At 33.8% G+C, this 16,692-nt stretch carries 15 protein-coding genes; 7 read left to right on the forward strand and 8 right to left on the reverse strand.

What is annotated here, in order from left to right:
* Positions 1-9: 9 nt before the first annotated feature.
* Positions 10-735 carry a polyprenol monophosphomannose synthase gene (locus OZP10_RS06980; protein ID WP_281634045.1) on the reverse strand — a complete coding sequence of 242 codons (726 nt, stop codon included), beginning with the start codon at positions 733-735 and terminating at the stop codon, positions 10-12.
* 107 nt (positions 736-842) lie between these two features.
* On the opposite strand from OZP10_RS06980, the gene OZP10_RS06985 reads away from it, so the two are divergent.
* The 3 genes from OZP10_RS06985 (at position 843) to OZP10_RS06995 (ending at position 2,984) form a co-directional block, all read left to right on the forward strand.
* Entirely contained in the window at positions 843-1,511 is a 669-nt protein-coding gene (locus OZP10_RS06985; RefSeq protein ID WP_177211885.1) for a DUF4271 domain-containing protein, read from the forward strand.
* Positions 1,512-1,525: 14 nt separating this feature from the next.
* Entirely contained in the window at positions 1,526-2,275 is a 750-nt protein-coding gene (locus tag OZP10_RS06990) for a uroporphyrinogen-III synthase (protein WP_008465120.1), read from the forward strand.
* 238 nt (positions 2,276-2,513) lie between these two features.
* Positions 2,514-2,984, forward strand: a complete 471-nt coding sequence (locus tag OZP10_RS06995; RefSeq protein WP_095928286.1) for an Lrp/AsnC family transcriptional regulator — start codon at positions 2,514-2,516, stop codon at positions 2,982-2,984.
* A gap of 162 nt (positions 2,985-3,146) precedes the next feature.
* Here the strand turns inward: OZP10_RS06995 and OZP10_RS07000 are convergent, their stop codons facing one another.
* From OZP10_RS07000 to OZP10_RS07010, 3 genes are all read right to left on the reverse strand, one after another.
* A complete protein-coding gene (locus OZP10_RS07000; RefSeq protein WP_095928287.1) occupies positions 3,147-3,833 on the reverse strand; it encodes a zinc metallopeptidase in 687 nt (228 codons plus the stop codon).
* A gap of 102 nt (positions 3,834-3,935) precedes the next feature.
* On the reverse strand, positions 3,936-4,565 hold the full coding sequence (locus OZP10_RS07005; RefSeq protein WP_281634046.1) for a response regulator: 630 nt from the start codon (positions 4,563-4,565) through the stop codon (positions 3,936-3,938).
* Entirely contained in the window at positions 4,555-6,567 is a 2,013-nt protein-coding gene (locus OZP10_RS07010) for a tetratricopeptide repeat-containing sensor histidine kinase (protein ID WP_281634047.1), read from the reverse strand. The genes OZP10_RS07005 and OZP10_RS07010 overlap by 11 nt, the downstream gene beginning before the upstream one ends.
* A gap of 166 nt (positions 6,568-6,733) precedes the next feature.
* Between OZP10_RS07010 and OZP10_RS07015 the strand changes: the two genes are divergently transcribed.
* Positions 6,734-7,132 carry an MmpS family transport accessory protein gene (locus OZP10_RS07015; RefSeq protein WP_281634048.1) on the forward strand — a complete coding sequence of 133 codons (399 nt, stop codon included), beginning with the start codon at positions 6,734-6,736 and terminating at the stop codon, positions 7,130-7,132.
* Positions 7,133-7,204: 72 nt separating this feature from the next.
* Here the strand turns inward: OZP10_RS07015 and OZP10_RS07020 are convergent, their stop codons facing one another.
* From OZP10_RS07020 to leuS, 4 genes are all read right to left on the reverse strand, one after another.
* Entirely contained in the window at positions 7,205-7,801 is a 597-nt protein-coding gene (locus OZP10_RS07020) for a hypothetical protein (RefSeq protein WP_281634049.1), read from the reverse strand.
* Positions 7,788-8,261 (reverse strand): RNA polymerase sigma factor, encoded by a 474-nt coding sequence (locus OZP10_RS07025; protein WP_281634050.1) that lies wholly within the window; start codon positions 8,259-8,261, stop codon positions 7,788-7,790. Before OZP10_RS07025 ends, OZP10_RS07020 begins: the two co-directional genes overlap by 14 nt.
* 1 nt (position 8,262) lies before the next feature.
* Positions 8,263-9,111 (reverse strand): alpha/beta fold hydrolase, encoded by an 849-nt coding sequence (locus OZP10_RS07030; protein ID WP_281634051.1) that lies wholly within the window; start codon positions 9,109-9,111, stop codon positions 8,263-8,265.
* 509 nt (positions 9,112-9,620) lie between these two features.
* Positions 9,621-12,485, reverse strand: a complete 2,865-nt coding sequence (leuS, locus tag OZP10_RS07035) for a leucine--tRNA ligase (RefSeq protein WP_281634052.1) — start codon at positions 12,483-12,485, stop codon at positions 9,621-9,623.
* Positions 12,486-12,735: 250 nt separating this feature from the next.
* On the opposite strand from leuS, the gene OZP10_RS07040 reads away from it, so the two are divergent.
* The 3 genes from OZP10_RS07040 to OZP10_RS07050 all read left to right on the forward strand — a co-directional run bounded on the left by OZP10_RS07040 (position 12,736) and on the right by OZP10_RS07050 (position 16,475).
* A complete protein-coding gene (locus OZP10_RS07040) occupies positions 12,736-13,083 on the forward strand; it encodes a winged helix-turn-helix domain-containing protein (RefSeq protein ID WP_281634053.1) in 348 nt (115 codons plus the stop codon).
* Positions 13,084-13,316: 233 nt separating this feature from the next.
* Positions 13,317-15,872 carry a TonB-dependent receptor gene (locus OZP10_RS07045; protein ID WP_281634054.1) on the forward strand — a complete coding sequence of 852 codons (2,556 nt, stop codon included), beginning with the start codon at positions 13,317-13,319 and terminating at the stop codon, positions 15,870-15,872.
* Between the two features lie 12 nt (positions 15,873-15,884).
* Positions 15,885-16,475: a molybdopterin-dependent oxidoreductase gene (locus tag OZP10_RS07050; protein ID WP_281634055.1), complete on the forward strand. Its 591-nt coding sequence runs from the start codon at positions 15,885-15,887 to the stop codon at positions 16,473-16,475.
* Positions 16,476-16,692 lie beyond the last annotated feature (217 nt).

Consider the following 16,692-nt stretch of genomic DNA (forward strand, 5'->3'; position numbering starts at 1 on the left):
TCGGTTGGTTTATAATGAATTGACTAATTTTCTTAATCTAAGTGAAATCACTCCAAGAATAGCTTCTTTGATAATAGCATTACTCATTTTAGAAACCCCTTTTGTTCTATCAGTAAAAATAATTGGGACTTCGGTAATTTGAAATTTAGCACAGTACGTTCTGTACTTCATTTCAATTTGAAACGCGTACCCGACAAACTTTATTTTATTTAAATTGATTTTCTCCAGAACTTCTCTTTTGTAACAAACAAAACCTGCAGTGGCGTCGTGAATTTTCATTCCAGTGATAAATTTCACATAAACAGAAGCAAAATAAGACATCAGAACTCGGCTTAATGGCCAGTTCACTACATTTACCCCTTTTACATAACGAGATCCAATTGCAAGATCTGCTCCACCAAAATGGCAGGCGTCGTATAATTTTTCTAAATCATTTGGGTTATGTGAAAAATCGGCATCCATTTCAAAAATAAATTGGTAGTCACGCTCCAAAGCCCATTTAAAGCCATGAACATACGCAGTTCCCAATCCTGATTTTTTTGTTCTCTGTTCTAAAAAAAGTTTTCCTGGATATTCTTCCTGTAATGCCATCACTTTTTTTGCAGTATGATCAGGAGAATTATCATCGATAATCAGCAAATGAAAAGGTTTATGCTGCGAAAGTACAGCTCTAACTATACTTTCTATGTTTTCAATTTCGTTATAAGTGGGAATTATGACAATACTATCATTCATTTTTTTCTCGGTAATTTCACCGCAAAAGTAAACTTTTTATAGCATTTGATTCATAATAAATATATAATAAAAGTATTGCATCAAAAAATTACTAATTTTGCAAGGCTATGATTGAACAATTACATCCTCGAATTCTTGAAAACAAAGACTGGGCAACACTTTTATTTGTGCTGACCTTTGCTGTTGTTGCCATGACAAAATCGGCTTACGAAACAAGATTTAGTGAATTTAGTAAACTTATTTTTTCTGATAAATACGCCAAAATTTATAGAGACAACAGCCACATGAAAAACAGCTTTACGGTTGGTTTATTTTTTGTGCAGATTGTATCGTTTGCCTTTTTTATCCTGCTTACGCTAAATATTTTTGGCCACGCTTCAAAAACCGACTGGGTTTTATTTATTCAGATTGCAACTTTCCTACTTTATTTCATTTTAGGAAAGTACTTAATCGAAAAAATTGTAGCCACTTCCTTCAATATTGACGAATTTGTAGAGCTTTTTAACTTACAAAAAGTAACGTACAGAACTTATATTGGCGTTTTAATCCTTCCAATCAATGCTGTTTTGTTCTATTACAACAATATTCCGCAAATTATACCGCTAGCAATCATAGGCATTTCGCTGTGTATTAGCGTATACTCTTACTTTATTTCAATTAAAACGTATCAAAACGTAATTATCGGCAAGTTATTTTATTTTATTTTGTATCTTTGCGCTCTTGAAATAGCCCCTTATTATTTTCTCTATTATTGGGTAACAAAAGGGAGTGCTTAGAAAATATTTATAATATGAAAGTGAAAACAATTTTGGTGTCACAGCCTGAACCTAAAGTGGAGAATTCTCCTTACTTTGAGCTCCAACAAAAACACAAAATAAAAATTGATTTCAGACCATTTATTCATGTAGAAGGGGTTAGCGCAAAAGAGATTCGATTACAAAAAATCGATCTTAATCATTACACTGCGATCATTTTAACAAGTAGAAATGCTGTAGATCATTTTTTTAGAGTGGCTGATGAAATGCGTTACAAAGTTCCTGAAGGATTGAAGTATTTTTGTCAATCTGAGGCTGTTGCGTTTTACCTTCAAAAGTATGTTGTGTACAGAAAACGTAAGATTTACGTTGGAGCAAAAGATTTTGCAGATTTATCTCCGCTAATTAAGAAGTACAAAGACGAGAAGTTTTTACTTCCTGCATCTGACCAATTAAATGCAGATGCTCCTGTTACATTAAACAGTCTAAAAGTAGATTGGGCACAAGCAATTTTCTACAGAACTGTAATGAGTGATTTATCTGATTTAGCAGATGTTTATTATGATGTCTTAGCTTTTTTCAGTCCGACAGGAATTAAATCATTGTTTAAAAATTTCCCAGATTTTAAACAAAACAATACCAGAATAGCCGTATTCGGAAGCACAACTCAAAAAGAGGCTCTTGACCATGGTTTAAGAATTGATATTCTTGCTCCAACTCCTGAAACACCTTCTATGACAATGGCTCTAGAAAAATACGTTGCAGAAGCAAACAAAGGGAAATAATCCTTTTTAAAATATTCAATTTTTTAAAATTCCAAATTCCAAGTTAATAGCTTGAAATTTGGAATTTTTGTTTTCATTCAATTTCTTATCTTGTTTCATTTCCCTTGGTTAAAATCATAGGTTGTATTTTGGAATTTGTAATTTAAAAAAATTGAAATTTCCATTTGGCCTGCATTTTAACTACATTTGATTTCTATTCAAAACCCAAATCACAAAAAATAGTTTCAAATTGTAAGTTATGAAAATCAACTCCCTCTTAATTGAAATTGACGGAATCGACAAGGAAATCCTTCGATACCTAATGGAAGATGCCCGAAAACCAATTTTGCAAATCGCTAATAAAATCGGAATTTCTGGAGCCGCAATTCACCAAAGATTAAAAAAGCTAGAGCAATCTGGCGTAATCTCTGGCTCTAAGTTTACTGTAAACCCAAAAGTTTTGGGGTACAATACAATGGCGTTTGTGGGAGTTTATTTGGATAAAGCGTCTAGAAATTCCGAAGCCGTAAAAGAACTTCGCAAAATTCCAGAAGTTTTAGAATGTCATTATACAACAGGAAACTGGTCTGTTTTGATTAAAATTATCTGTCGTGACAACGAACACTTAATGCAGCTTTTAAATAACAAAATCCAAGCAATTGAAGGTGTTTCCAGAACCGAAACTTTTATCTCGCTAGATCAACAGATTGATAGACAGATACAGCTTTAGAATTAGATAATGTGTCAATTTGAAAATTAGATAATTCTAAAATTAAATGCTTCGACTCCACTCAGCCTGACAAACTTCATAAAACACAAAACCCGACAGGTTTTAAAAACCTGTCGGGTTTGCTATAAATTATCTAATTGACTAATTATCTCAATTAACGAATTAATTCCTTCTGCTTCCAGAATAAATTGAGATATAGTATAGCAACGTTGCAATAGAACCTATTGCTGCTACTACATAAGTTCTTGCAGCCCATTTTAAAGCATCTTTTGCTCCAGCTTGTTCTTCTTGCGTAAGCATATGTTTGTTTTCTAACCAAGCCAAAGCACGGTTACTTGCATCATATTCGACCGGAAGCGTAATAACTGAGAACAAAGTTGTTGCCGCGAAAATGATAATTCCGATTAATAATAATCCAGGAAAAACTTTAATCATTAAGATTCCTGCAATTAAAATCCACTGTACATAATTTGAAGCGACACTTACAATCGGCACTAACTTAGAACGCATTGTAAGCCATTCGTAACCAATTGCATGCTGTACGGCGTGACCGCATTCATGCGCTGCAACTGCGGCTGCGGCTGCATTACGATGGTTATAAACTGCTTCACTTAAATTGACTGTTTTATCTGAAGGATTATAATGATCTGTTAACTGACCTGGCGTCGAAATCACACGAACATCTGTAATTCCGTTATCGGCAAGCATTTTTTCAGCAATTTCTCGTCCGCTCATTCCGTTTCGTAATTGCAATTTCGAATACAATTCAAATTTACTTTTCAGCTGCGAGCTTACCAGCCAGCTGAACAACATGATAGCTCCAGCAATAATTAAATATCCTGATCCCATTTTTTTGTGTTTTTAGATTGATTTTTAAATTTACAAAACAAACTGCAAATTGTGAACCACTTTAACAAAATGTCATTTTGACATCATTTTACCACTTTTGACCTAATTCAGCATGTTGTTTTTGAGTAAAAAAGCAATTAATTCTGCCACATTCTTCATTTTATACTTCTGAAGAATATTGCGTCGGTGTGTTTGAACGGTTAAAAAACTTAAAAACAAATCGTCGGCTATTTCCTGAGTCGATTTTCCTTGCGAAAGCAATAATGCAATATCACGCTCTCTTCGGCTCAAACCTGGAATCCTTTCCAAATCTTCAGACAAAGGCTGGCTGATTATGGTTTTTACTTCTTCGCTAAAAACAATTTCGCCATCAATAGCTTTGTAAATACATTCTTTAAATTCATAAAAAGAAGCATTTTTAAGAATATATCCGTTTCCTCCATTCTGAATGAACTGCATAACCAAACTTCTTTCAGACTGGCTGCTCATACCTATAATTACAATTTTAGGATGCTTCTGCTTGATTGTTTTACACAGATCAACTCCATTTATAACGGGAAGAAAAATATCCATTAAAATCAAATCAACTTTATTGTCTTCGATATAATCTAAAAGTGCAATTCCAGATTCGAATTTTTCTACAATTTCTATATTATCTAAATCCGACAGCAAACCTGAAATTCCAGAAATCACAATCGGATGATCGTCTACTATTACCGTTTTATACTTCATAATCATGATTTGGGTTATATTTTAATTCTATATAGGTCGAAGTTCCTTTATCCAAAACTGAATCAATTTCAATTTTTCCATTCAAAAAAGCCACACGGTTCTTAATGTTTCGCAAGCCCATTCCGTCCCTTTTTTCTGCATATTCCAAATTAAAGCCAATTCCGTTATCTTCTACAGTAATAAAAAAAACATCTTTATTCTGCGAACAAGAAACCAGAATCTGAGAAGCTTTGGCATATTTTAAAGCATTATTTAAAAGTTCTTGAATGATTCTAAAAATCATAATTTTAAAATGTTGCGGTAAAGTTGTTTTTTTTATCAAATACTGAAATTCAATTGTTGTTTCGGCAGTTGAATGCGAAGCGCATAAATCTCTAAGCGCATGTTCGAGACCTAATTTCATTAAACTTTCAGGCATTAAATTCTGAGAAATATTACGAAGTTCTTTAATGGAATCATTCAGCATGCCATTTATATTAGACGCATTTTCATTTTTCTCACGATCGGGCAGATTCAAATGCATTTTAAGCCCAGAAAGCATACTTCCGAGTCCGTCGTGGAGATCTCTTGCAATCCTTTTACGCTCTATCTCTTCTCCTTCAATCAAAGCATTTGAAATCGATAATTTCTGCTGATTTTCTAATGCCTCGAGTTCCTGTTTATGATTTACTTCTTTCTGAAAACTTATTTTTTTCTGATAATTATTCCAGCTCCATAAAAACAAAACCGTTAGAAACAAAACAAATGAAAGCACGGCAAAAAGCATCATATTCAAACGATTATTATTAACCTGAAGAACTGCTTTTTCATTCTCTGACTGCAACAGACCAATTTTCTTTTCACTTTCTGCTTTTTTATATTTTGCTTCAAGCTCTACAATTTCACTTTTCAGTTTAGCATCGTTTAAACTATCATTTATAACATTGTATTTGTTCGAATAATAATACGCTTTCGGATATTCTTTCGTAGCATTATAAACTTTAGACAGCTCTTTGTAATAATTCTTTTTATCTACAATAAAAGGCGTTTTTTCGATCAGATATTCCAAATTACTCTTGGCTTTGCCGTAATTTTTCAGTTTAAAAAGCACTTCATATTCAGCAAATTTCAATCTGTTTACCGCAATAGCATTACTATGATTTTCTGCAGATTTAATTCCTTTTTCAAAACTCACTAATGCTTCATCATGTTTATTTTGTTTGGCATAATAAAGTCCTTCCGAATAAAAATAAGAATCATTCAAATTAGATTCTGGATATTTTTCTAAAGTCTCATATGCTTTGTCCAGAATTTCTTTAGCGTCATAAAAATGTTTCAGCTCGACTAAATTTTCTGCATTTATAATATAGGTTTCCATCTTAGACTCCGCTAAAGTTGCAGATTTCTTGGTAGCGCTTTCTATATATTTCTGTGCCTGATCTAAGTATTCAGCTGCTTTTTGGCGTTCCTCATTATTCATAAAAATAATGGCAACTGCTTTATTTAAAGCGCTGATTAATTCATAATCACCACTTCTTTTAGCAATAGGAATCGCTTCATTTATCAGCAATTTCATATAAGCATTCTCATTATTCTTTCGCTGTTGCATTATACCATAATTCTGCAGTATCACAGCACGAAGTTTATAAGCTTCTTTATTGCGGTATTTTTTAAGTTTAGCATTGGCATCGAGCAAGGTTTTTTCAAAACCTTCCAAATCGCCTTTCTCTATAAAACTGTAAGCATTATAAAAAATAGAGGCATCTTTTAGAAAAGGAAATTTGGCTTTAAGCTTATTTGCCTGTTCCAAATATTCTTTAGATTTTTTTGCATCCTGCGACATCAAAAACAGTTTTGATAATCTGAAACTATTCAAACTTTTGACGCTATCTGATTTTGTGTTTTTTGTGATTTTAACAATACTGTCAATGTAAACAGTATCATCATCTAATGAAAGAATTACTTGTGAATTGGAAATTGCGGTAAAAAATAAAAAAAATAATAAGGCGTAGATTTTCTTCATAAATGTGGCATTTACTCAAAGTTATTAAAGCTTAATGACTTTCGAAAAGAAACCGCTTGCTTTTACCTGATATCAGGTAATAAAAAATACATTTTATCAGGTATTGCCGTCCCGTAAGTAAGGGTCTAATTTTGTTGTAGATCTTACTATTAATTAAATATATACTATGAAATCAATTTTGAAAACCTTAGCAATTGTAATGACTCTTGCTTTTACAGCAGTTTCTTGCAGCAGTGATAATGATAATAAAGGAGGGAATAACTCAAGAGACGTTAAATACGAAATAACTGGAAACTTTTCTGGACAGATCGATGCAGTTTATATGGAGTCAGGAAATGCTGCACAAAGTGTAGATATTACCAAATTACCTTGGACTAAAGAATTTACTGCCTCTGCAAATACTGTCGGTGCAGGAGTACAAGCTTCAGGTCATGGAGGTGTTGTTGATCAAACTTTAACTGTAAAAATTTACGTTGGAGGAAAAGTAGAACAGGAAACGACTGCTAAAGCAAAAGCTGATGGAACAATCGTCGCAATTCCTGGTAATTTCATCTTCCCGCAATAATTTATAGAAATTTAAAATTTTAGATTTTTGTTTTTGGTAAAAGAAAGCTTCGCAATTGCGAAGCTTCTTTTTTTATGATTCTAACTGATGATTAACTTCTTCAAATTTTTCAATTAGACTATTTATTTTTTCCTGCTGTTTTTTGGTTTGTTTTGGATGAATATAAAACCAGTTAAACAACATCCAGAACAATGTAATTCCATATATTAAAATTGCCATCAAAGGAGTCATCTTACTCGCGTACTCATACATATAAAGGCAAATTCCAACGGTTAATAGAATAAAATACAAAGTCATCAGTTTTGTCTGCATGAAGTTTTGTTTCTTTTTAATTAAAATTAGATTTTGCAAATATTCTTGATTAGTCTGATTTGCTTCAATATTTTTATAATTTCCTAATAGTTTGTTGTAAACCAGTAAATAAATCAACATTGCCAAAATCGTCAAGACAATTCCAATTTTAGTCGAAATAAATTGCGGCTGATAATAAAACCAAATAAAGGCAATAAAAGCACAGGTTGCTAAAAGCAGAATATTGGTAAGCCATAAACAACGCAAACTTGTTTTCTTAAACTTATTTATTCGTGCCAGCAAATCGGTCATGTCTGGCTGACTTACGGATTGTTTTTTCCATAAATCTTTAAAATCTATATTGTTATCGTTGTCCATTTTCTTTAAATTTTTGAGTCAGTTTTTCTTTAATTCTATGAATTTTCACTCTAACATTGGCTTCAGAAAGTCCGACGATTTTAGCAATTTCGGTTTGTTTAATATCTTCTAATTCTAACGAAATAATGATACGATCGGTTTCTGGAAGCTCAGCAATACATTTATATAAGAATTGAATCTGAGGTTCTAATGATGTTTGTTTTTCTTCTGAAAGATGAATCGGCAGTTCTGATTTTGGAAAACGTTTTTGCTTTTCGATCTGTCTCAGACAATTATTGGAAGCAATTCTAAAAATCCAAGTTCCAATAGAAGATTCATTTCTAAAAGTTTCCAACTTCTGCCAGACAATTATAAAAGTTTCTTGTGTTAAATCTTGAGCGGCGTCATAATCATTTACAAATCCCATGCAAAGCCTAAAAATTCTGTCCCAATATGTTTTGTAGATTTCTTCGAATTTCATTTTAAACTTTAATAAAATTATTTAACTGCTCCATGTACCAAGCGGTATCATCGTACATAATAAAATGCAGACCATTTGTGGCATACTGAAAATTTGCCGTTTTTAAATTTTTATACTGATCTTCAATTGCTGGTTTTAAATTTATAAAATAAGATTCTAATAGAATTAAAGCCGGGCATTTAATTTGTGCGATTTTTTCTCTTAAATCGATATTGAAAAAATCACAATACATTTGTCCAAAAGTTGTTCTGTCTGATTTTACACTCCAATCTACCACCATATCCAGCTTAGATGCATCTGCTAAAAGTCTTGGCATGGTCTTTTTTTGCATATCATAAAACTGATCATTGCTCATGCCCGTCATTTGATTTACTGTTGAAGAGCAGTCATTATTTATTTTTGATTTAAAAGCAGAATCATTTAAAGCAGCTAAACAAGGAAGCGCATCTACCACCACAATTTTACTAATCAAATCTGGATAATCTGCCGCAATAGCAAGCGCAAGTCCGCCTCCCATACTATGGCCAATTAAGATTGGTTTTTCAATATTATTTTCTTTGATATAATTGGCAATTCCGTTTTTCCAATTTTCAAACGAAGCATTTGGCTGTGCTTTTCTCCCTGCAAAACCTGCCATTGTAAGTGTATAACAGGTAAAATTATTTTCGAATGCGGCTTTGGTTTCATTCCAAACATCTCCAGAAGATGCAAAACCTGGAATAAATATAATAGATTGATCTCCATTTCCAGTTTTTAAAACCTCAAACGGAAATTGTTTTGTTTGTCCGAAAACATTTAGACATAATGCTGAGAATAAGAATGCGATAATTAAGATGATATACTTTTTCATTTTTAATAGTTTTAAGTTGTTAATTAAATCGGATCCATGCTTTTGATACGACAACTATTAAAATGTTACAACTCAGATTATTTTTTTATGAAAAAATTACTAATTCTAATGTTTGTGGAGTTTTTAACCGCAAAGGGCGCAAAGGTTTACGCAAAGAACGCGAGTTTTTTTGCTCGCAAAGACGCGAAGTCGCGAAGTTTTTTTTCCCAATCTTGTCATTTCGACGAAGGAGAAATCTTCGCGAGAAGCTCCGCAATCAAAATCATCAATCTTTGTAGAGTTACTTGTGGAGATTTCTCCTTCGTCGAAATGACAAACTGTACGCATTGTCAGTCTGAGCGAAGTCGAAGACCGCGCGAGAAGCTCCGCAATCTAAATCACCAATCTTTGTAGAGTTACTTATGTGGTCTTCGACTTCGCTCAGACAGACAAAACAAGACATAAAAAAAATCCCAAACCCCAATCGTAAAATTGGAATTTGGAATTTTTATATTGAAATTTTAAAATAATTAACCTACAAGGTTGATGATTTTTCCAGGAACGATAATCACTTTATTTGGTGTTCTTCCGTCTAAGTGTTTTTGTGTTCTTTCGTCTTTCATTACGATTTCTTCGATTTGTGCAGCGGTTAAATCCAAAGGCAATTCGATTGTGAAACGCATTTTTCCGTTGAAAGAAACTGGATATTCTTTGTTAGTCTCTACTAAATGTTTTGCCTCAAAAGCTGGGAAAGCCACTTCTGAAATTGAAGTTGTATGTCCTAACTGTGCCCATAATTCTTCTGCAATGTGAGGAGCATACGGAGAAACCAAAATTGCTAACGGTTCTAAAATCGCTCTAGAATGACAGTTTTGAGAAGACAATTCGTTTACACAAATCATAAACTGAGAAACTGAAGTGTTGAAAGAGAAATTCTCGATATCTTCTGCTACTTTTTTGATTGTTTTATGCAATGATTTTAAGTTGTCTTTTGTTGGTTCGTCGTTGTTTACAATTAAACCATTATCATCAAAATACAATCTCCATAATTTTTTCAAGAAACCAAATACACCAGAAATCCCGGCAGTATTCCAAGGTTTTGCCTGCTCTAACGGGCCTAAGAACATTTCGTATAAACGTAATGTATCAGCACCGTATTCTGCGCAGATATCATCTGGAGTTACAACATTATAGTAGGATTTCGACATTTTTTCAACCTCGCGTCCTACAATGTATTTTCCGTTTTCATCAAAAATAAATTCTGCTGTATTGAAATCTTCTCTCCAAGCTTTGAACTTTTCGATATTTAATTCATCCGAAGAATTTACAAAATGAACGTCAACACGAATTGGCTGTACATTTTGACCTTCGATTTTATTTTTAGATACAAAAGTATTTGTTCCTTCTAATCTGTAAACATAAGCCGTCGTACCCAAAATCATTCCCTGATTGATCAGTTTTTTGAATGGTTCTTCGGTTGGAGCAAAACCTTTGTCTTTTAAGAATTTATTCCAAAAACGAGAATACAACAAGTGACCTGTAGCGTGCTCACTTCCTCCAATGTATAAATCTACATTCTCCCAGTAAGCCAAAGCTTCCTTGCTTGCAAATTCATTTTCATTGTGCGCATCCATATAACGCATCCAATACCATGAACTTCCCGCCCAACCCGGCATTGTATTCAATTCCAAAGGAAAAATCGAAACATTATCAACTAAATCAGTTGCAACAACTTTATTTTGTTTTGTATCCCAAGCCCAAACTGCAGCGTTTCCTAATGGAGGCAAACCGTCTTCTGTTGGTAAATATTTCTCTACTTCTGGCAAAATAATTGGCAAATGCTGTGTATCGATCATTTTAGGCAATCCGTTCACATAATAAACAGGGAACGGCTCTCCCCAATAACGCTGACGAGAGAAAACAGCATCACGCAAACGATAATTGGTTTTACCTTTTCCTTGTCCAATTTCTTCTAACTTATAAATTGCTTTTGCTGTCGCGTCTTTATAATTTAATCCGTTTAAGAAATCAGAAGCTGTGATTTCAACATTGTCTTTTGATCCGTAAGCTGCTTCAGAAATATCAACATTTGCGAAGATATTTTTGATTTCCTGCATTCCGTTCTGACCTTTAAAGAAATTAGCAAAAGCATAATCTCTTTCGTCTCCGCAAGGAACCGCCATTACAGCACCAGTTCCGTAACCTGCCAAAACATAATCACCAATCCAAACTGGAATAGCTTCTTTTGTAAAAGGATGTTCAGCATAAGCTCCAGTGAAAACTCCTGAAATGGTTTTTACATCGGCCATACGCTCACGCTCCGAACGTTTTGCTGTTTTTTCGATATACGCTTCAACTGCTTCTTTTTGTTCTGGAGTTGTAATTTTAGCAACCAAATCATGTTCTGGTGCCAAAGTCATAAAAGTAACTCCGAAAATTGTATCAGGACGCGTAGTAAAAACTTCGATTACCTCATCATGATTTTTCACATTAAAAGTTACCAAAGCTCCAACCGATTTCCCGATCCAGTTTCTTTGAGACTCTTTGATTGACTCACTCCAATCGATATCATTTAGACCCTGAAGCAAGCGTTCGGCATAAGCAGAAATTCGCATACTCCATTGTGTCATTTTTTTTCTTATAACAGGAAAGCCTCCACGTTCTGAAACTCCGTTTACAATTTCGTCATTTGCCAAAACAGTTCCTAAGCCTGGACACCAGTTTACTTCGGTTTCTGCCAAATACGTCATTCTGTATTGCAACAAGATTTTCTCTTTTTGTTCTTCAGAATAAGAGTTCCATTCATCAGCAGTAAAAATCGCAACATTATCGTCGCAAACTGCTTCAACCAATGCATTTCCACTTTCTTCAAAAACAATTACAAGCTCCGAAATATCAAATGCTTTTCCTTGTTTTCTGCAATACCAAGAATTGAACAATTGGATAAAAATCCATTGTGTATGCTTGTAATAATCAGGATTTGATGTACGCACTTCACGAGCCCAATCAAATGAGAATCCGATTTTGTCTAATTGTTTTCTGTAACCCGCAATTTGTTTTCCTTCTTTGTCTACTCCACCATCAATATTTACGCGCGTTGTATCTTCAGGACGTTGTCCTGTCTGAATCGCATATTGTTCTGCTGGCAATCCGAAACTATCGTATCCCATTGGATGCAAAACATTGAAACCTTGATGTCTCTTGAAACGAGAATACACATCTGAAGCTATATAACCCAGCGGGTGCCCAACATGCAGTCCTGCTCCAGATGGATAAGGAAACATATCGAGAACATAATGTTTCGGCTTTTCAGAGTTATTCTTTGCTGCAAAAGTTTGATTTTCTGCCCAATATTTTTGCCATTTGGCTTCAATTTCGTTTGGATTGTACTTCATTTCTAAGTGACTAAGATTCTAAGTTACTAAGGTTCTAAGCTTTTCACTAAATTAATTAAGCCGCAAATTTACATTTATTGCGGATTGTAGCAAAGCTATTTCACTGACAAACAAATAAAATAACAAAATACTTATTTTTAATTACGTAAAAATACTTATGTTTGCATTTTAATACTTAGAAAATATATTGCGGAGACAGAATACTTTTATCAGAAAAGAATTATTTTTGAATAGCATTTAAAAAATCAAAATGGCTGACAGTAAAAAATATAGCGTCGAAGTTCGTGTTTGGATTGAAGAAGCTGAAGGCGCTTTTCTTGGAATAGGAAAAATCTGGTTATTGGAAAACATCCAAAAAACAGGTTCGATTACCAATGCCGCAAAAGAAATGAAAATGGCGTATCGTCAGGCTTGGCAACTAGTTGAAGAAATGAATCAGCGTGCTGAAAGTCCGTTAGTTGAAAAACTTCTTGGAGGAAAAGGTGGCGGCGGAGCACGATTAACCGAAGCAGGAGAAAGAGCTATCACTGTTTTTTATGAAGTTGAAAAACGTATTAAAGAGTTTGCTCAAAAAGAAACTCAAAATTTGAAGTTTTAAAAATATATTTAAACACATAGAAACATAGCTTTAGCAATCGTAAAAAGGCGTTTCACTTAATTTAAATACACATAGCAAATCTATGTTTTAGAAACTAGTTTCTTTTTCATAATCCTTTTTAGAGTGAAAATCTATGTTCCTATGTGTTTAAAAAAATAAACATTTAAACCAAAACCTTTTTTTTAACCATCAGTATTCATTTTAAAACATACTGAATTTAACAGCCAAAAACCATGAACCAAAAACTGTATTTATTCTTTGTTTTTATAAGCCTGAAAAGTTTTTCTCAAATACAAAATTCGAAAACCCGAGATAGCATAAAAAAAGAAGAACTAAATGAGATTGTCATTACAGCTTCTCGCCGTTCCGAAAAATTAATGCATTCTCCTATAAGTATTGAACAGTTAAAATCGGCGGAAGCCAAAGTTATGGGATCGCCGAGTATTTATGAAGCACTAGAAAATGTAAAAGGCGTTCAGATTATTACGCCAAGTTTGGGTTTTAAAGTTATAAATACGAGAGGTTTTGCCAACTCTACCAATGTACGATTTGCGCAATTGGTAGACGGAATCGATAATCAGGCGCCACATTTGGGCGCTCCAATTGCAAACGCTTTGGGCGCAAATGATCTCGATATTGATAAAATCGAAATTATTCCGGGAACAGCCGCCGCTTTGTACGGAATGAATGCGATTAACGGTTTAGCCAATATTCAGACCAAAAATCCTTTTGAATATCAAGGAATCGCCATTCAACAATTAACAGGAGTAAATCATGTCGGGAATATTGATCGGTTTTCACCGAAAGTATATTCTCAGTTTAATTTAAGAATTGCCAAAGCTTTCAATGAAAAATGGGCGTTTAAAATCAATGCATCAACTACAGGCGGAACAGACTGGGTTGCCGATGACAGAACTGATTTGGCTCCAAATGCCAATGCTTCAACCGGTTTGTTTGGCGCAGATAATCCAGCTTATGACGAAGTAAACGGTTACGGCAACGAATCGGCAAATCGAAAAACATTAAATTTAAATGGCAAAAATTATGTTGTTGCCAGAACGGGTTATCGAGAAACTGACATTTCTGACTACGAAATCAAAAATTACAAAGCCGATTTTGGATTGTATTTTCGACCAAAGAAAAATCACGAACTTTCTGTGACTTACAAAACAGCCTTAATCAATACTATTTACCAGCGTTCAAATAGATTTCGTTTAGATAATTATACTTTAAATCAATTTTCTGCCGATTATCATACTCTTATTTTTCAGGTAAAAGCTTATGCAACAACCGAAAATACTGGCGATTCATACAACATGCGTTCTCTGGCAGAAAATATGGATCGCGCTTTTAAATCGGATGATAAATGGTTTGCAGATTATAGTACAGCTTATAAAAATGCTGTCACTGGCGGAGCAAGCGTTGCCGACGCGCACAGAATTGCCAGAACACAATCTGATTCAGGAAGATTTCTGCCTGGAACTGAAGCTTACGAACAAAAGAAAAACGAATTGATCGATATTAATAATTGGGATATTGGCGCTGCTCTGAGAGTAAAATCAACTTTGGTTCATGGCGAAGGATTGATTAATTGGGACAAAGCTTTTGTTTCTTTTTTCGAAAAAATTGATGCGAAACTTTTAAGCGGTGTCGATTACAGAAATTATATTATTGTTCCCGATGGAAATTATTTCATCAATCCAGTTCATGCTGACGAAAATCTGACGTATCAAAAAACTGGCGCTTTCACACAAGTGACAAAAGATTTTTTCTCAGATAAATTAAGATTGGGTGCAACTGTCAGAATGGATAAAGCAGATTATTTTGATGCGAAATTTACGCCTCAGTTCACAGCTGTTTATTCTCCAAAAGAAACCATCAATTTTAGAGCTTCTTACCAAAACGGTTATCGTTTTCCGAGTATTTTCGAAGGATTTTCTAATGTAAATTCAGGCGGTGTAAAACGTGTTGGCGGATTACGAATTATGTCTGACGGAATTTTCGAAAACTCTTATACCAAAGCTTCAATTGATAAATTTCAAGCGCAAGTAAATACCGATGTGAATACAAATGGCTTGACTCAAGCGCAAGCCATCGAAAAAAATAAAAATACGATTCAGAAAAATCCGTACACGTATTTAGAACCTGAATTTGTAAAATCGTTTGAAGTTGGCTTTAGAGGAATTGCACTAAACAGAAATCTTTTTATTGATGCCGATTTCTATTACAACTCATATAAAAACTTCATCGCGCAAGTTGAAGCGAGTATCCCCAACACGACAGATCCAAATATGATTCCGACTGCTTTATATTCTAAAAACACTCAAAATCGCTACAGGCTTTGGACCAATTCTAAAAGTAAAATTTACAATTATGGAGGAAGTTTAGGTTTGAAATATCGCTTTGATAATACTTTTAGTGCTCTGACAAATTTAACTTATACCAAATTGGATAGAACTGATGATAAAGATGGTTTGGAAGATGGTTTCAATACTCCAGAATTTAATGTGAATGGAACTCTAATTGCTCAAAATATTTGGAAAAGCCTAGGTGCGAGTGTTACGGCACGTTATCAAAACAACTTTGATTATGTTTCTTTCTTGGTCAGCGGAACTGTTCCTGCATATTGGTCAATGGATGCGCAAGTAAATTATGCTTTCAAAAAAGGCATTTCGGCAAAATTAGGAGGAACAAATATTCTCAATAAACCTTATACTTCAATTCTCGGTGGACCATCAATTGGCGGATTGTATTATTTGTCATTAATTTGGGAAACCAGTAAAATTTAAACTATAAATTCTATGAAAACTAAAAATTACATTCTCGTTCTTTTAATTGCATTTTCATGCTCTATGTGCAATTCTTCAAAAAAAGAAGAAAAAAATTCAACTGAAAAAACTTCTGAAACCAAAGAACACGAACACGCAACTCTTTCTTCGGAAGACAGTTTAAAGCTAGCCAATCATACCATTGAAGTAAAAGGCGATGTTGAGTTTCCTCTACAATTAACTGTTGATTCTTTAAAGAAAATGAAAGTTGCAACAATTAATAATTTCAAAATTTTAGGTAAAAATGGAGAAGTAAAACGAGAAGTAAAAACCTGCAAAGGCGTTTTACTGAGAGACATTTTAGAAAAGGCCAAAATCAAACAGGAAGATCATAAAGACCGTAACTTTTACATTGTAGAAAGAGCTTCAGATAATTACAGAGCAACTTACTCATGGGCAGAACTTTTCAACAATCCTACGGGAGATAATGCCTATATTCTTTTTGAAGAAAATGGAAAACCAATTAAAAATGGAGAGATGATTGCAATTTGCAAAAATGATGTTCGAACTGGACCTCGACATGTTTATTGGCTAAAAAGCATTGAAGTTTATAAGGTTAAGTAAAGGTTCTGAGGTACTAAGATGCTAAGATTCTAAGTTTTTTGCCACAGATTAAAAAGATTTACACAGATTTTAAAAAATCCTTTTAATCTTTTTAATCTGTGGCTATACTTTTTATTTGCGAACCTTGCGAAAAGCTTTGCGTTTTTTTGCCACAGATTAAAAGGATTTATACAGATTTAAAAAAAATCATTTTAATCCTTCTAATCTGTGGCTATAC

Source organism: Flavobacterium luteolum, from assembly GCF_027111275.1.
In the GTDB taxonomy this organism is placed as follows: domain Bacteria; phylum Bacteroidota; class Bacteroidia; order Flavobacteriales; family Flavobacteriaceae; genus Flavobacterium; species Flavobacterium luteolum.

Excerpts from the sequence above, each read along its gene's own strand:
- OZP10_RS06980 (WP_281634045.1), bottom strand. The coding sequence starts at position 735 with ATGAATGATAGTATTGTCATAATTCCCACTTATAACGAAATTGAAAAC.
- OZP10_RS06985 (WP_177211885.1), top strand. The coding sequence starts at position 843 with ATGATTGAACAATTACATCCTCGAATTCTTGAAAACAAAGACTGGGCA.
- OZP10_RS06990 (WP_008465120.1), top strand. The coding sequence starts at position 1,526 with ATGAAAGTGAAAACAATTTTGGTGTCACAGCCTGAACCTAAAGTGGAG.
- OZP10_RS06995 (WP_095928286.1), top strand. The coding sequence starts at position 2,514 with ATGAAAATCAACTCCCTCTTAATTGAAATTGACGGAATCGACAAGGAA.
- OZP10_RS07000 (WP_095928287.1), bottom strand. The coding sequence starts at position 3,833 with ATGGGATCAGGATATTTAATTATTGCTGGAGCTATCATGTTGTTCAGC.
- OZP10_RS07005 (WP_281634046.1), bottom strand. The coding sequence starts at position 4,565 with ATGAAGTATAAAACGGTAATAGTAGACGATCATCCGATTGTGATTTCT.
- OZP10_RS07010 (WP_281634047.1), bottom strand. The coding sequence starts at position 6,567 with ATGAAGAAAATCTACGCCTTATTATTTTTTTTATTTTTTACCGCAATT.
- OZP10_RS07015 (WP_281634048.1), top strand. The coding sequence starts at position 6,734 with ATGAAATCAATTTTGAAAACCTTAGCAATTGTAATGACTCTTGCTTTT.
- OZP10_RS07020 (WP_281634049.1), bottom strand. The coding sequence starts at position 7,801 with ATGGACAACGATAACAATATAGATTTTAAAGATTTATGGAAAAAACAA.
- OZP10_RS07025 (WP_281634050.1), bottom strand. The coding sequence starts at position 8,261 with ATGAAATTCGAAGAAATCTACAAAACATATTGGGACAGAATTTTTAGG.
- OZP10_RS07030 (WP_281634051.1), bottom strand. The coding sequence starts at position 9,111 with ATGAAAAAGTATATCATCTTAATTATCGCATTCTTATTCTCAGCATTA.
- leuS (WP_281634052.1), bottom strand. The coding sequence starts at position 12,485 with ATGAAGTACAATCCAAACGAAATTGAAGCCAAATGGCAAAAATATTGG.
- OZP10_RS07040 (WP_281634053.1), top strand. The coding sequence starts at position 12,736 with ATGGCTGACAGTAAAAAATATAGCGTCGAAGTTCGTGTTTGGATTGAA.
- OZP10_RS07045 (WP_281634054.1), top strand. The coding sequence starts at position 13,317 with ATGAACCAAAAACTGTATTTATTCTTTGTTTTTATAAGCCTGAAAAGT.
- OZP10_RS07050 (WP_281634055.1), top strand. The coding sequence starts at position 15,885 with ATGAAAACTAAAAATTACATTCTCGTTCTTTTAATTGCATTTTCATGC.